14 protein-coding genes and 1 riboswitch are annotated in these 15,274 nt (G+C 37.8%); of the genes, 12 read left to right on the top strand and 2 right to left on the bottom strand.

The window, feature by feature from the left end; all coding sequences use genetic code 11:
• The first annotated feature begins 64 nt into the window (after positions 1–64).
• The 3 genes from prfB (at position 65) to cccB (ending at position 3,003) form a co-directional block, all read left to right on the top strand.
• A protein-coding gene (gene prfB / locus KHA97_RS10360) for a peptide chain release factor 2 (RefSeq protein ID WP_213124674.1) occupies positions 65–1,163 on the top strand; the annotation gives its coding sequence in 2 pieces (ribosomal slippage) (positions 65–136 and positions 138–1,163; 1,098 coding nt in all).
• A gap of 90 nt (positions 1,164–1,253) precedes the next feature.
• Positions 1,254–2,177: a nuclease-related domain-containing protein gene (locus KHA97_RS10355; RefSeq protein WP_213124673.1), complete on the top strand. Its 924-nt coding sequence runs from the start codon at positions 1,254–1,256 to the stop codon at positions 2,175–2,177.
• Positions 2,178–2,667: 490 nt separating this feature from the next.
• Entirely contained in the window at positions 2,668–3,003 is a 336-nt protein-coding gene (gene cccB / locus KHA97_RS10350) for a cytochrome c551 (protein ID WP_213124672.1), read from the top strand.
• A 215-nt stretch (positions 3,004–3,218) separates the two neighbouring features.
• On the opposite strand, the gene KHA97_RS10345 is transcribed toward cccB, so the two are convergent.
• Positions 3,219–3,458, bottom strand: coding sequence for a hypothetical protein (locus tag KHA97_RS10345; protein WP_213124671.1), 240 nt, complete (start codon positions 3,456–3,458; stop codon positions 3,219–3,221).
• Positions 3,459–3,530: 72 nt separating this feature from the next.
• Here KHA97_RS10345 and KHA97_RS10340 point away from each other — a divergent pair, with 72 nt between their 5' ends.
• The 9 genes from KHA97_RS10340 to KHA97_RS10300 all read left to right on the top strand — a co-directional run bounded on the left by KHA97_RS10340 (position 3,531) and on the right by KHA97_RS10300 (position 12,827).
• Complete coding sequence (locus KHA97_RS10340) at positions 3,531–4,013, top strand: Hsp20/alpha crystallin family protein (protein ID WP_213124670.1); 483 nt, start codon at positions 3,531–3,533, stop codon at positions 4,011–4,013.
• 242 nt (positions 4,014–4,255) lie between these two features.
• Positions 4,256–5,044, top strand: a complete 789-nt coding sequence (locus KHA97_RS10335; protein WP_213124669.1) for a hypothetical protein — start codon at positions 4,256–4,258, stop codon at positions 5,042–5,044.
• Between the two features lie 380 nt (positions 5,045–5,424).
• The gene (ftsE, locus tag KHA97_RS10330; RefSeq protein ID WP_213124668.1) at positions 5,425–6,111 is read left to right on the top strand and encodes a cell division ATP-binding protein FtsE; all 687 of its coding nucleotides are present in this window, start codon (positions 5,425–5,427) and stop codon (positions 6,109–6,111) included.
• Complete coding sequence (gene ftsX, locus KHA97_RS10325) at positions 6,101–6,988, top strand: permease-like cell division protein FtsX (RefSeq protein ID WP_213124667.1); 888 nt, start codon at positions 6,101–6,103, stop codon at positions 6,986–6,988. Before ftsE ends, ftsX begins: the two co-directional genes overlap by 11 nt.
• Positions 6,989–7,056: 68 nt before the next feature.
• Complete coding sequence (locus KHA97_RS10320) at positions 7,057–8,403, top strand: murein hydrolase activator EnvC family protein (RefSeq protein ID WP_233713440.1); 1,347 nt, start codon at positions 7,057–7,059, stop codon at positions 8,401–8,403.
• A gap of 129 nt (positions 8,404–8,532) precedes the next feature.
• Complete coding sequence (gene cls, locus KHA97_RS10315) at positions 8,533–9,987, top strand: cardiolipin synthase (RefSeq protein WP_213124665.1); 1,455 nt, start codon at positions 8,533–8,535, stop codon at positions 9,985–9,987.
• Between the two features lie 23 nt (positions 9,988–10,010).
• Positions 10,011–10,625: a hypothetical protein gene (locus KHA97_RS10310; protein ID WP_213124664.1), complete on the top strand. Its 615-nt coding sequence runs from the start codon at positions 10,011–10,013 to the stop codon at positions 10,623–10,625.
• Positions 10,618–11,214 carry a redoxin domain-containing protein gene (locus KHA97_RS10305; protein ID WP_213124663.1) on the top strand — a complete coding sequence of 199 codons (597 nt, stop codon included), beginning with the start codon at positions 10,618–10,620 and terminating at the stop codon, positions 11,212–11,214. Before KHA97_RS10310 ends, KHA97_RS10305 begins: the two co-directional genes overlap by 8 nt.
• Positions 11,215–11,303: 89 nt before the next feature.
• A riboswitch (SAM riboswitch) is annotated at positions 11,304–11,417 on the top strand.
• A 111-nt stretch (positions 11,418–11,528) separates the two neighbouring features.
• Positions 11,529–12,827, top strand: a complete 1,299-nt coding sequence (locus KHA97_RS10300) for an O-acetylhomoserine aminocarboxypropyltransferase/cysteine synthase family protein (protein ID WP_213124662.1) — start codon at positions 11,529–11,531, stop codon at positions 12,825–12,827.
• Positions 12,828–12,986: 159 nt separating this feature from the next.
• On the opposite strand, the gene KHA97_RS10295 is transcribed toward KHA97_RS10300, so the two are convergent.
• Complete coding sequence (locus tag KHA97_RS10295; protein ID WP_213124661.1) at positions 12,987–15,230, bottom strand: outer membrane protein assembly factor BamB family protein; 2,244 nt, start codon at positions 15,228–15,230, stop codon at positions 12,987–12,989.
• Between the last annotated feature and the right edge of the window lie 44 nt (positions 15,231–15,274).

Raw genomic sequence — 15,274 nt, 5'->3', positions numbered from 1 at the left:
TGAGCAAGGCATTTGTGCTTATACTTTGAACAGCAAGAAATCCGAATTTTTGAGGTGGTTGTAAATGGAATTATTTGAAGTAAGAACGGAACTTGAAAAAACAGCTAATCGACTAGCTGATTTTAGGGGGTCTCTTTGACTTAGATGAAAAAGAGACAAGAATAGCCGAACTAGATGAAAGAATGCTGGAACCGGGCTTTTGGGATGACCAGCAAGCGGCTCAAACCGTAATCAACGAGGCGAATAGTTTAAAAGATCTCGTCGGTGAATATAAAGAATTGCTTGAAACACAAGAAAATCTCGAACTGACTCACGAGCTCGTAAAAGAGGAAAATGATCCAGATTTAGAAAAAGAACTGGAATCCGAGTTGCAAGAGTTGATCACACGTTTAAACGATTTTGAACTGCAGCTTTTACTAAGCGAGCCTTATGATAAAAATAATGCCATTCTTGAGCTTCATCCAGGTGCTGGTGGTACAGAATCACAAGATTGGGGCTCCATTCTTTTGCGTATGTATACGCGCTGGGCGGAGAAGAAAGGTTTTAAAGTAGAAACACTTGATTATCTGCCTGGGGACGAAGCGGGAATTAAAAGCGTCACGTTATTAATTAAAGGGCATAATGCATACGGCTATTTGAAGGCAGAAAAAGGGGTTCACCGCCTCGTTAGAATTTCTCCTTTCGATTCATCCGGCCGCAGACATACTTCCTTCGTATCATGCGAAGTTATGCCTGAGTTTACGGATGATATTGAAATAGATATTCGCACTGAGGATTTGAAAATTGATACGTACCGTTCTAGTGGAGCCGGCGGTCAGCACGTTAATACAACCGATTCCGCCGTTCGGATTACACATATTCCAACCGGTACAGTTGTAACGTGTCAAAATGAAAGATCACAAATTAAAAACCGTGAAAAAGCGATGAATATGTTAAAAGCCAAATTGTATCAGCTTGAAATGGAACAAAAAGAAAAACAACTTGCCGAAATCCGAGGCGTCCAAAAGGAAATTGGCTGGGGAAGTCAAATTCGCTCTTACGTTTTCCACCCATATTCTATGGTAAAAGACCACCGTACGAATACAGAGGTTGGAAATGTTCAAGCTGTGACAGACGGAGATATCGATATTTTTATCAATTCATATTTGCGTTCTAGAATATAATGTAATGAAGCAGCCGTAAAGTTCGGCTGCTTTTCTTGTTGGAGCGGGCTTGCTACAATAAGGATAATTACTTTTTAAAGGATGTGGAAAATGATAATCAAAGCGCTAGTTGAAGGTAATGAGCTCAAAGGTTATAGGATGTTATGTAGTAGAAAGTTGTTATCATGTGAGGACAAACAGCAACTTAACAGACTTGAAAAAGGTTATTCTGGGGAAGTGCTTTTTAATGAGAGAGTGGATGGTCTTTCAAAGGAATGGCTTATCCTTAATGATTTACAGCTAGAAAGTAATAACAGTGAATTTCAAATTGATTCCCTAGTAATTTCCCGGAAGCTCCTATTACTGTTTGAAGTGAAAAATTACGAAGGAGATTATTATATAGAAGGTGAAAAATGGTATTACATAAATGGCAACTCTATCCAGAATCCAGTACATCAGTTAGAAAGAACGGAAGCCCTCTTACGTCGCTTACTACAGGACCAAGGCTATAACAACATCCCCATTGAATCTTATGTCATCTTCGTTAATCCTGATCTCCACTTATATAACGCCCCACGAAATCTACCCATCATTTTTCCAAACCAATTAAACCGCTTTTTCGAAAGGCTCAATAAAATTCCATCAAAAACAAATGATTACCATATGAGACTTGCCATGAAACTCCTTTCTCTTCATAAGAATACACCACCAAAATTACCGAATTATAGCTATGAAGAACTACGCAAAGGAGTAATCTGTCCTAATTGTTATTCATATAATTTGGATAGCAAAGGGTTTGTTTTTTTATGTGAAAGTTGTGGCACAATAGAAGAAATGCCTTCAGCGATTTTACGGAGCGTGGATGAATTTGCGTTTCTCTTTCCAGATAGAAAAATTACAACAAGGAGCATTTTTGAATGGTGTGATGGTGTAAAATCTGTAGACACGATTCGAAGAATATTATTAAAAAAATTTAACCTAAAGGGGAACGGAAAAGCTTCTTACTATGAAAGAGAAACTAAAAATTATCAATGAGAGAATCCTTTCTGAATGGTGAATTGAAATTAATACAAGTTAAATACAGGTTTTTCTATAGAACAGTCTTGTCAATTCAATAACTTGATCAATTGATATAAAACCGCCAAACAATACTTTATTCACCGAAAAATCTTGAGTTAGTCATCCTTCTGCCAAGCAACTCAATCAATCGCCGCACAATACCGGAAATATTCACTCTTCTGCTGTGTATTGCTTCCAATCACGGCACAACTCCGGAATTATTCAATCATCTGCCGTAAATGGTACTCATTCACTGCAAAACTTGGAGAAAGTCCAGCAATTTAAGCAATAACTATAGACCAAACAACAATTCACACATTAGCAACAAATCCACAAAACCTTACTACATATGAATTCTGAGTAATTTTTTCCAGTAATAGCGTTGTTTGTGTAGGGTTCAATTTGTTTTAAAAAATCATATTGTTGGTATACTAAAATTAGCTAGGCATGGAAAGGAGTATGAATCTTGAAGAAAAAAGTAATTGGATTATTTATGGGAATTTCGTTGGCTCTGGGCCTTGCTGCTTGTGGTGGCGGCGGAAATAATGCAAATAACAATAATAATAATGGTGGCGCCACTGCAACAAATGATGCAGAAACGATTGTACAGAAGAATTGTACTTCGTGTCATGGTGAGAATCTGGAAGGAAGAAATGGTCCAGAATTGGCCCACATCGGTTCTCAACTTTCAAAAGATGAAATTTTGAAAACAATTCAAGAAGGAAGACCAGGTATGCCAGGTAACTTAATTAAAGGCGATGACGCTGAAAAAGTGGCAACTTGGTTATCTGAGAAGAAATAATGTTAAAAAGGATGCGGTAAAACAATCGCATCCTTTTTCCTTTGCACAAAACATCACTTACTTTAATCCAAGTAATCAAATTGCGCAGCTAAAGTCTCCACCAAATCCTTGACTTTGTTAGTTGTCATTAGCTCCAAGGCTCAATGTTGCTCTGCGATCTAAAGTGCCCACTTTATTAAAAACAACCGGACTAAAAAAACACCACTTCTCACCTACTACCTTAGTAACGGTAATTTTTGAAATGAAGCTGGACTATCGATAAGATCCCGATCATCGACGGCGCTCTTAGTGCCGACAAACCCACAATCATCCCCTATATTTTGTCCCCATCCTTGTGTTTTCTTGTCATAATTATTCCAATCGGCCAACAAGTTTTGTCCTATATTTACTGCAGATGCATTTTCAAAGGAATTAATTTTAATTACATAAATATTAATGTTAATAGCACTAGACAATGGAGTCCACCTCCTCTTAACGAACTATATTCAAAATGCTTGATTTTATGAATCAAAAAGGAGGGATAACCCGTGGATTTTGAACAATTAAAGCAATGGATGGAGCTTGCACAAAAATACCAATCGGGTGATTTTTGGAGCAGTATGATGAATCAATCCTCCTTTGGCCAATTTATGAATGATACGGTGGGTCCTGATCCTTCTAAATCTGAAAATACAGTTCCTCCACAACAGAATCAGAATAAGACTTTTCCAAAAATCGATATTTATATGACGGACACGGAAGTGACTGTAATAGCCGAGCTAGCTGGTTACGAAAAAGAAAACATCCATATTTCCGTTTCGGGAAATAAGCTTTTATTAAAAGGAACGTCAACACCGGTCATTTTTGGCCATGTTGTCCAGCAAGAAAGATATGAAGGGCAATTTCAGAGAATTATTGAACTGCCAGAGCCTACCTATTCTAATCAAATAAAAGCTAAGCTTCATAACGGGCTTTTAACATTATCTTACAAGCGAAAATACTTTCAGGAAGAAAGGGTTCCAATTGATTAATTTTTTTCTAAATGTGTATCCTACCAATCTGAATCTTCAACTTTATACTCGGTGAATTGAAATTATTCCTCCGTCGCCACTATGGTTAACTAAAACCTTCTACCCGATGTTTCTCACATATGTTCGATTGTCATCATAGAACATGCCAATCTGTCGGAGCTGTACATGCTAACAATCAGGTAATTACACCTACATGTTCCTCCTATCTTTTTAGTAAAAAATAAAAAATGTGAGGATAGCAAATGCCTATAAAAGGATTATTCAACCAAAAACTAAATCATGAAAATATATTAGAAAAAATCGCCGAGCTTGAGAAAAAACAGAAAAGATTAAATGCACTTGAAGTGCATATAAAAAGGCTCTTGGCGTTGGAGGAAGAAATTTCTCCTTTGTTAAAATTAAAAGATATACCTCCTCAAAAAGTTCCTGAGAAAAAAACAGTTCGGAAGGAAAAACCCAAAAGTCATCATCGTGAAGAAGCTCTAATTATTGAGAGATCCATAATAAAAAAAGTTTCTCCCTTTATTAAAGCAGTCGAACATATGGACAAACAGTTCCAGGAACTAGAAAAAAATGTCCTGCAGATTCAACAATCACACTTAGAAATCACTAACCGAATCGAAGCAATCGAAAATCAGCTTTCCAGATTGCAGGAGGAAGAAACGAAAACTAAAGAAGAGAAGCACGGGCAGCAGCCGATGGTCATTAAAGAGATTAATATTGATAAATTTTATTTAGATAAGTACGAACAAAATAATAACTTTGCACAATTAGGAATTAAAGATTTAAGCGGTGCTCTTAACATTGGTGCAACATATGGCAGAGAAGTTATGCCTAAAGAACTATCAGACCAGCTAAAAGAGGATATGAAGGAATTTAAAGGGATGAAAAAAGAGTTTGGAAAAGGGGAGGAAGGGGAATCATCCAGCAGTAGCGAGGAAGAATCTTCGAGTAACGAAGAATTTACTTACGAAAATGAAACCTTTACAGAAATTCCGATTGAGGTCATTAATGAAAATGAGGATGAGTGAAAGCAAAGCATGAAGCAATTGTCATGTTTTGCTTTTTTTCTGTTTATTGCTATGGATATCAATACATAGAGCGCGATAGAACTTAATGCCTAGTATTATAAAACTATAAAACTGGTAAAGTTTTGTAGAAAATCGACAAATTTGAAATGAAACTGTAATATAAATATCCCTTAACATATTAATATCAGATGTTATAATAGGTTTGGGTTCAATTTTCGCCAGCAAGCGACAGAACGCATCAGCTTTTTTCGCATACATAAAATTTTGCGAGAAAACAGAAGTAACAACAAATATAGACCATCTTTTTTTTAGTTTTGGCAGTTTCCATATTTAGGACGAAATGGCTATTGGACAAGGTGGTTTAGGAACCGGGTGATAATATGATTGAAATGCAGGATGTAATAAAAAAGTATTCTAATGGCATTGTTGCCGCTAATGGATTGAACATCCGCATTAACCAAGGTGAATTTATATATGTCGTTGGCCCAAGCGGTGCGGGAAAATCTACCTTTATCAAGATGATGTATAGGGAAGAAAAGCCTACATCGGGAAAAATTATCGTAAATGGGATTGATTTAACGAAACTTAAAAATCGACAAGTCCCATATTTGCGTAGAAATATTGGTGTTGTATTCCAGGACTTTAGACTGCTTCCTACACTTACGGTGTTTGAAAATGTAGCCTTTGCTCTTGAAGTTATAGAACAGCGTCCTAAAGATATTAGAAAAAGAGTGATGGACGTTTTATCAATGGTTGGATTAAAACACAAAGTTCGTATGCTTCCAACAGAGCTTTCTGGTGGAGAGCAGCAACGCGTCTCAATTGCGAGATCAATTGTCAATAATCCAAAACTTGTTATTGCGGACGAGCCTACTGGTAACTTAGATCCGGATACTTCATGGGAGATTATGAGTCTATTAAAGGAAATTAACATGAAGGGCACAACGATTATTATGGCAACTCATAATAAAGAGATTGTAAATACAATTAAACATAGAGTTGTTGCAATAGAAAGCGGAAGAATTGTCCGCGATGAACAGCGGGGGGAATACGGATATGAAAGCTAGAACCCTCAGGCGGCATCTTAGAGAAAGCTTCAAAAGTCTCCGCCGAAATGGCTGGATGACGTTTGCCTCAGTAAGTGCTGTTACTGTTACGTTATTATTAGTTGGGGTTTTCTTCGTCATTTTGATGAATATGAATAAATTTGCTACTGATCTTGAAAAAGATGTGGAAATCAGAACTCATGTTGAGCTGACAGCATCTAAAGAAGATGAAGCAAAATTAAAACAAGATCTTGAAAAACTAGATTTAGTGGAATCCGTAAAATTTTCTTCGAAGGAAGATGAACTTAATCATTTAATTCAAACGATGGGGAAAGAATGGAACTTTATTGAAGAACAGGAAAATCCCCTCCACGATGTATTTATCGTAAAAACGAAGAAGCCTGCCGATACACCAATCGTTGCGGCGCAAATTCGTAAAATGGAATTTGTGAATTCCGCCGAATACGGTGAAAAGAAAGTAGAAAATTTGTTCAAAATATTAAAAACAAGTCGAAATGTCGGCTTAGTCCTTATTATTGGGCTATTGTTCACTGCAATGTTTTTAATTTCAAATACGATAAAAATTACGATTTTTGCTAGACGACGTGAAATTGGAATTATGAAACTAGTGGGGGCGACTAATTGGTTTATTCGTTGGCCATTCCTATTCGAAGGAATTTGGCTTGGAATACTAGGTTCCATTATCCCAATTGGGATTGTTGCTACAGGTTACCATTATGCCTATGACTTTATGGCGATGAGAATTCCACGACAATTGGTTCAGCCACTAGATTTTTCACCATTTGTTTATCAAGTGAGCTTACTCATGCTTCTAATCGGAATTATTATTGGCGGATGGGGAAGCTTCATTTCCGTAAGACGATTCTTGAAAGTGTGAAACTATTACCATTGTATAGCAGCTCTAATAGAGAGAGTGAATGCAAGAGGGAGAAAGGGGAACTATTGTTGAAAAGACGTTCGGTACTTTCGATTACGCTAGCAGTTTCTTTAGGGTTTGGTGGAATTTTAACGAATGTAGAAGGTGCTTCTGCTGCTACTCTAAAGGATTTACAAAATGAGCAATCAGATGTCATAAATAAAAGATCTAATATTAATGAGTCCATTGAGAAAAAAGATAACCAAATTTCCGATATCAGTGATCGCCAAAGCCAGCTCGAAGCGGAAATAAAAAAGCTTGAGAGTCAGATTGCTGACACAGATCAAAAGATTACTGAAAAGCAAAAGCAAATTGAAGACACAAAAGCGGAGATAGAGAGACTAAAGAAAGAAATAAATGATTTAAAGATTCGTATTGAAAAAAGAAATGATTTACTTCTTGAGCGTGCAAGAAATATACAACAGAATGGTGGATCCGTTAAGTTTATGGATGTGCTCCTAGGTGCTGAGAGTTTTGGTGACTTTATTGATAGGATTTCTGTTGTTTCAACTCTTGTGAATGCCGATAAGCAAATAATTGAAGAACAAAAGGCTGATCAAGCAAAGCTTGAAGAGAATCAGAAAAAAGTAGAGAAAGAGCTTGCTAGTTTAAATGGAATGCTCAAAGAATTAGAGAATTTAAAAGCAGATTTGAAAAATCAAAATGCTAAAAAAGCTCAACTAAATAAGGAATTAGCTTCTCAGAAGAAGCATCTTGAAAGTGAAAAGATGTCTCTAGAAGAAGAAGCGGAATTACTGAAAGCTCAAGAAGTTGCTCTTCAAAAAGCTATTAAGCTAGAAAAAGATAGAATTGCAGAAGCAGAGCGTAAAGCACGTGAAGAAGCAGCAAGAAAAGCTGAAGAGGAACGCAGGGCGCGAGAAGCTGCTAAGAATAAGAATAGTGGTACAAGCGGTCAAGTAAGTAATAATAATTCTTCTAATAATGCTTCTAACAATGTGTCAAAGCCGCCAGTTTCATCTGGATTATTCTCAAGACCAGCGGTTGGATATATTTCATCTGGTTTTGGAGGTCGTTGGGGTGCCTTCCACGCTGGAGTTGATATTGCAGCGTCAGGAGCTGTTCCGATTGTTGCTGCAGCTGATGGAGTTGTAAGCAGATCTTACAATTCTTCAAGTTATGGTAATGTAGTTTTTGTTGTGCATCATTTAAATGGACAAACATACGAGACCGTCTATGCTCATATGAGAAGTAGAAGTGTCAGCGAAGGACAAGTCGTTTCTAAAGGCCAGCAGTTAGGAGTAATGGGGAATACTGGACATTCATATGGACAGCATCTACATTTTGAACTGCATGTAGGTCTTTGGAATATGTCAAAATCAAATGCTGTTGATCCACGTAGATATATAAGTTTTTAATATTTAAAAATGCCGCATCCATTAGGGTGCGGTTTTTGTATGTTAACAAAGTCCATATAGTACTTTCATATTGGTAAATATGCTAAAATATAGGAAATTGACATAGATTACTGGATGCGAGGGGCTAATATGACGATTTCGTCAATCATGGCGGTTTTGTTAAGTATTTTTCTTCTTTTAAATATTGTTTTGGCTGGTTTTGTTGTATTTCTCGAAAGGCGAGATGCTGGAGCGACATGGGCATGGCTGCTCGTTCTTTTTTTCATTCCCGTCGCAGGCTTTGTTCTTTACTTAATTTTTGGGCAAAACTTAAGCCGAAAAAAGATTTTTGAATGGAAAGATACGAACAAGATTGGGATTATGGAGATTACTAAATATCAAATTGAGTTGCTGCAAAAAGGGGAGTTTGTGTTTAACGATAATAGGACATCCCGATATCAAGATTTGATCTATATGTTACTCGTCAATGATAGGGCGGTACTGACACAAGATAATCATGTTGAAATTTTTACGGACGGCGAACACAAATTTCAATCCTTATCAGATGATATTAAAACCGCGAAGGATCATATACATCTTGTTTATTATATAATTCGTAATGATAGGTTAGGAAAAGAATTACTGGACACTCTCACGAAAAAGGCGAAAGAAGGAGTAGAGGTAAAAGTTTTATATGATGCGATGGGGTCACGGCGTCTTCCGCGGAAATTTTTCCGGCCATTAATTGAAGCTGGAGGGAAAGTTAGTGCCTTTTTTCCAGCTATTTTGCCACATCTGAATTTGCAGGTTAATTACCGAAACCATCGGAAGCTCGCTATTATTGATGGGGAAATTGGTTATGTCGGCGGGTTTAATATAGGAGATGAATATTTAGGATTAAATAAAAGATTTGGTTATTGGCGCGACACTCATTTGAAGATTTGCGGCAAGGCCGTTTATGCGATGCAGACCCGGTTTATTTTAGATTGGAATCAAGCATCTTCTACAACAATTCGTTATGAAGATCGACTTTTTCCAGAGATCGAAGCTATTGGGGAAACGGATGTTCAAATTGTTTCAAGCGGACCAGATTCCGAGTGGGAACAGATTAAATATGGAATATTAAAACTGATTACATCCGCGAAGAAATACATTTATATTCAAACTCCATATTTTATTCCTGATACTAGTGTGCTTGATGCCATAAAAATCGCCGCACTCTCCGGAGTCGATGTTCGACTGATGATACCAAATAAACCAGATCACGCATTTGTTTACTGGGCAACCTTGTCAAACGTTGGTGAATTACTGAAGACGGGAGCAAAAGTATACATATACGAAAATGGATTTATTCATGCGAAAACGATGGTGGCAGACGGTAAAATTGCGACAGTCGGAACAGCAAACATCGATGTCCGCAGTTTTCGACTTAATTTTGAAGTCAATGCTTTTTTATATGATGAAATTTTAGTAAGGAAACTAGTAGATATTTATTATGATGATATGGAGCATTCTAGAGAATTGACTTTAGAAGAATATCAAAATCGACCGCTATTTATTCGGTTTAAAGAATCTCTTTCACGGCTGCTATCGCCAATATTGTAAATTTAGAAGTGAGTTGAATCAGTTTGACCTGGTATACGATTGGAACATTATCTTTCCCAGCCACTTGGATCTCGATATTAGCTGGATTTTTAGTGACAGGATTATTTTTATCTATACGAAAAATGAAAGAAACTTCTAATTGGTTTGGAAATGTCGCATTTATTTTTATTTTAACCTGGAAGTTAAGTGTTATCTTTTTTCAGTTCGAAATGGTTTTATCAAATCCGCTGTCTATTCTTTATTTTAACGGAGGATTAAAAGGATATTGGCTCGGAGTAATAGCTTCTATTGTTTATACATATTTTTATGTAAAAAAAAATAATGTAAGAATAGAAGAGTTTGTTCAAGCCTGGATTCTTTTCATTGTTATATATGAATTCATTTCATTAATTGTTTTACACGAATCTCTAATATGGGTATTCATTCAATTGATCCTTGGTTTCATAGTCATGATATTGTCCTTTTCTAGGGCTAAACAAACGGTTTGGCAGCTTCAAATCATGGTATTATATATTGGAGCTTTAGCCATCATCTACTCCTTTCAACATGAGCTGATATCATTGCCTATGGCAACATATGTTATAATCGCTCTAATATTAAGCATACTAGCCAAAATAAGGAGGCTGGACCATGACTAAAAAAATCTTTGGGTTATCTTTAGTTGCTATACTTGCAGGAATTTTAATCGTTAATCTTATTCAAGATGCTCGTGCAAAGAAAATTGATACCTTCGAGCAAGAGAAGTACGCTATTGATTCTACGAATGAGGTTGAAGGGTTAAATGAAGGATTGTCTCAAGGAGATATCCCGCCCGATTTTGAGCTCACGACGCTTGAAGGTGAAAAGGTAAGATTATCTGATTTTAATGGAAAAAAAGTCATTTTGAACTTCTGGGCAACGTGGTGTCCTCCATGTAGGGCGGAAATGCCGCATATGGAGAATTTTTATAAAAAACATGCAGAAAAAATGAATGTAGAAATCATTGCTGTAAATTTAACGGCTGAAGAACGAGGCGGGAATGGACCAGAAAAGGTAAAGAAATTTATTGAGGAGTATGGGATAACTTTTCGTGTTCCTTTAGATGAAGCAGGAGAAGTTGCCGATAAATATAGGATTATTCCGATTCCAACTAGTTATTTGATCGGCACGAATGGAGTGGTTCAGAAGAAGATTTTGGGACCTATGGATGAAGAAATGATGGTGAAGTTAGTAAAGGATTTAAAGTAAAAGAAAAAATGTGTTGACTTTTCGCTAACCCTTACTATATACTAGTTTTCAAGAGTTTAAAGAAAATTTAAAACCGTATAATAATATCACTCTTATCAAGAGCGGCGGAGGGAATAGGCCCTGCGATGCCCGGCAACCTTCAGATGATGATATCTGAAAAGGTGCTAATTCCTACAGATCAATTAAGATCTGGTAGATAAGGGGAGGAAACTGATTATAAGCCCTCTTCTTATTGAAGAGGGTTTTTAGTATTATAAGAGAACTTTTAAACCAAGTTTTCGAATCAACAATCTCAACATTAGGAGGAAGGAAAAATGAGTCAAGAAAATTACAAACAAGAAACGGTATTACTTCACGGAGGCCAAGTGCCTGATGAAACGGGAGCACGCGCAGTTCCAGTATATAGAACAACTTCTTATGTTTTTGAAAATACAGATCATGCGCAAAAATTATTTGGTTTAGAAGTAGCGGGTAATATTTATTCCCGTATTATGAACCCAACTGTAGATGTTTTCGAAAAACGTGTTGCAGAGCTCGAAGGAGGAACAGCTGCTGTTGCTTTATCTTCCGGAATGGCGGCAATTGCTTTTTCAATCTTAAATATTGCTCGCGCTGGAGACGAAATTGTTGCTGCAACTGACCTATACGGCGGTACTTTCAACTTGTTTGCTGTATCTCTTCCGAAATACGGAATCAATGTTAAATTCGTTGATCCGAAAGATCCGGAAAATTTTAGAAAAGCAATTACTCCTAAAACAAAAGCACTTTTCGCTGAAGTGATCGGTAACCCAAGTCTTCATATTTTAGATGTAGAAGCAGTTGCCAATATCGCTCATGAAAATGGTATTCCATTAATCGTTGATAGCACTTTTGCCACTCCTGTTTTAAGTAGACCAATTGAGTTTGGTGCAGATATTGTTGTCCATTCCGCTACAAAATGGATTGGTGGTCATGGTACTGCCATTGGTGGAGTTGTTGTTGATAGCGGAAAATTTGATTGGAATAATGAGAAATTCCCTGATTTTATTGAACCAGATCATACGTATCACGGTATCCGCTTTGGTATTGATGTTCCGGGAGCAGCTTTTGCTACAAAGCTAAGAGTTCAACTACTTCGTGACTTCGGGCCTTGCTTAAGTCCTGATAATGCTTTTATCTTCTTACAAGGGTTAGAAACATTGCACCTACGTATAGAAAGACATGTTGAAAATGCGAAAGCAGTAGCAAAATACTTACAAGAGCACGATGCAGTTGAGTGGGTGTCCTATCCAGGATTGGAAGACCATCCATCCTATGAGCTTTCTAAAAAATACTTCCCTAAAGGAGCAGGAGCAATCGTCGTATTCGGTATTAAAGGCGGACGTGAAGCTGGAAGAGCAACAATTGACAACGTGAAGCTATTCTCACATGTAGCAAACGTTGGGGATGCGAAATCATTAATTATCCACCCAGCTTCCACTACTCACCAACAACTTAGTGCCGAAGAATTGAAATTAACAGGCGTAACAGAAGAACTAATCCGCTTGGCGGTTGGTCTAGAAGCAATTGAAGATATTACTGGAGACCTTGAACAAGCTATTGAAAAAGCGGTCGCTGCAACATCTGTAAAATAAGTGAGTAAAAAAACTGAGGACATGTTCCTCAGTTTTTTTGTCTTTTTGATACTTAGTTTATAATGCTCATATTGGGGATAATGGAGACTATTCAATCAGTGTCTAAATATGAAATTGCCCTTCGTAATTGAAATCAGAAAGCGTAGTTTAACCTTAAATTTATTTTTTGCTAAGGCTTTTGACGTATTCCGCGACTGACTGAATCTCATCTTTGGATAATGTTTGTTCAAATGGTGGCATAGAGCCGCTTCCTTTATTAACTTGTTTTATGACGGCGTCCAGATCCATTTCTGTTTCTTGTAAGTTCGGTCCGTTGTGTCCTCCTGCTCCTTCTGCACCGTGGCAGGCGAGACAGTTGTTTTTATAAATGGTTTTTCCGTCATTGGCTGCAACTTTTTTATCAGGGCCTTTTTGGTCTTTTTCATTTTTCGCTGCTTTATGTTTGACCGGTGATGTATTAATTTGATCTTTCGGAATATCATCCAATGAACCGTATTTGCCTTCCAATGAGAATGTATAGATTTTATCTCCATGCTTCGTTCCTGCTAATGTATTCCCAGCAGCGTAGATAGAGATGTATTGCTTGCCGTCGATTTCGTAGGTAATTGGCGGGGCGTTTGCTCCAGCATCCATTTTAAAGTCCCATATCTCATCACCATTAGTCGCGTTATATGCAATGATCCGTCCGTCATTATGACCGGTAAAGACAAGATTGCCTTTTGTAGTCAAGATGCCGCTGTAGGCAATCGTATCCCAATTTTTCTGCCAGACGATTTTATTCGTTTTAATATCCATAGCGGTTACAGTTCCTCGGCTTGGCGATTTTTCAACCGGCTGCCAGACACTTCCTATATACTCTTTTCCTTCCTCGAATTTATCTTCTTCATCTTCTCCATAATGTGCATAGGCAAAGTAGTTATCATTTCCCAACACGTAGAAATATTCGGTGTTGGGATTATATGCGGATGGTGGCCAGTTTGCCCCTCCTTGAGGCGAAGGTTTTAGTGTAACTGGCTTGTCCCAGAACGGAGTAAAAATATCTCCGTATTCTCCTTTAAATTCTTTTGGTAAATCTCGTTTCACATCTTCATCGGTAACTGTTTGCGGTACAAAGGCATCCCCGATTGGAATCGGTTGGGTTGGTGATGTTTTTTGTTTTTCATTTTGTGGCACCGGCTTTTCTTCAATACCAATCAGCGGTTCCCCGTTGGTGCGGTCCAAAATATAAAGCCATCCTGTTTTTCCAGCTTGAACAATTCCTTTTCTCAACTTACCCTTCATTTCCACGTCGAATAAAACAACAGGGTTAGCAGGATCCAAGTCCCATATATCATGGTGTACTTCCTGGAAATGCCATTTATACTCCCCAGTATCGGCATCTAGCGCCATAACGGAGTTGGCATATAAATTATCTCCTTCCCGGTTACTACCGTCTAAATCTGGTGAAGTATTTCCAGTGGAAAAATAGATCATGTTCAATTCCGGATCAACGGCTGGTGTTTGCCAGACAGGAGCACCACCCCTTAGCATGTTATCGCTGTCCTTAGGCCATGTTTCGCTGCCTTTTTCGCCTTGTGCAGGCAAAGTAAACTTTCTCCAAACTTCCTTGCCGTGCCCGGAATCATAAGCAGCCAGATGTCCTTTAATTCCATATTCACCGCCAGCGACACCGGTGTATACTTTTCCATCGTAATAAAGGGGAGCACTAGTAATCGTATAGCCTTTTTCCCAATCGTCTACTCTTGTTTCCCATACGAGGTCACCAGTTTTTTGGTCAAGGGCGATTAATCTTGCATCCAATAATCCGACAAAAACCTTCCCATCCCCAAGTGCAACACCGCGGCTTGTCCATCCACAACAGACCGTATTCAGTTCTTCGGGAAGTTTTGCATTGTATTCCCAAATCATTTTTCCTGTTTTAGCGTCAAGTGCTTGGATGTGGTTTGCCCCCGTAATGGTAAACATCACCCCATCATAAACGATCGGAGTAGCTTCTCCAGAATATTTAAACTCAAAGCCGGAGCCAAGGCTTGTTACCCATTCGACTTTTAAATTTTTTACATTGGAAGTATTGATGGAATCCATGGGCGAATAGCGGCTATTGGAAAGATCGCCTCCATTTGTAAGCCAATCTCCTTCTGGATTTTTTGCAAGTTCATCAGCTGAAAACTTCGGTGCAGCCTTGGCCTTGTAATCCATATGATGAAAAGGACCGGTGTTTGCTCCGTCTGATTTGGTATCAGGCTTGGTAACTGTACTTTTTTCCTGAATATTTTCCTGCTTATTATTGCCCTGGATATTAGATTTTTCCTCATTTTGGTTGCTGCTCTTGTCCTGTGGAGTACAACTTGTAACGATCAGAAGCAATAATACAGCGATTAGACTCAAAAAATACCTTTTCATCCAATTATGCCCCTTTCAAATGTTGTTAACTTTCTCTACCCTTT

It is taken from the genome of Lederbergia citri, from assembly GCF_018343625.1.
Taxonomy (GTDB): domain Bacteria; phylum Bacillota; class Bacilli; order Bacillales; family Bacillaceae_C; genus Lederbergia; species Lederbergia citri.
The sequence above is the reverse complement of the archived record's forward strand: the minus strand, read 5'-3'. Positions and strand labels throughout refer to the sequence as shown.

Excerpts from the sequence above, each read along its gene's own strand:
- ftsE (WP_213124668.1), top strand. The coding sequence starts at position 5,425 with ATGATTGAAATGCAGGATGTAATAAAAAAGTATTCTAATGGCATTGTT.
- KHA97_RS10335 (WP_213124669.1), top strand. The coding sequence starts at position 4,256 with ATGCCTATAAAAGGATTATTCAACCAAAAACTAAATCATGAAAATATA.
- KHA97_RS10305 (WP_213124663.1), top strand. The coding sequence starts at position 10,618 with ATGACTAAAAAAATCTTTGGGTTATCTTTAGTTGCTATACTTGCAGGA.
- KHA97_RS10300 (WP_213124662.1), top strand. The coding sequence starts at position 11,529 with ATGAGTCAAGAAAATTACAAACAAGAAACGGTATTACTTCACGGAGGC.
- ftsX (WP_213124667.1), top strand. The coding sequence starts at position 6,101 with ATGAAAGCTAGAACCCTCAGGCGGCATCTTAGAGAAAGCTTCAAAAGT.
- KHA97_RS10295 (WP_213124661.1), bottom strand. The coding sequence starts at position 15,230 with ATGAAAAGGTATTTTTTGAGTCTAATCGCTGTATTATTGCTTCTGATC.
- KHA97_RS10355 (WP_213124673.1), top strand. The coding sequence starts at position 1,254 with ATGATAATCAAAGCGCTAGTTGAAGGTAATGAGCTCAAAGGTTATAGG.
- cls (WP_213124665.1), top strand. The coding sequence starts at position 8,533 with ATGACGATTTCGTCAATCATGGCGGTTTTGTTAAGTATTTTTCTTCTT.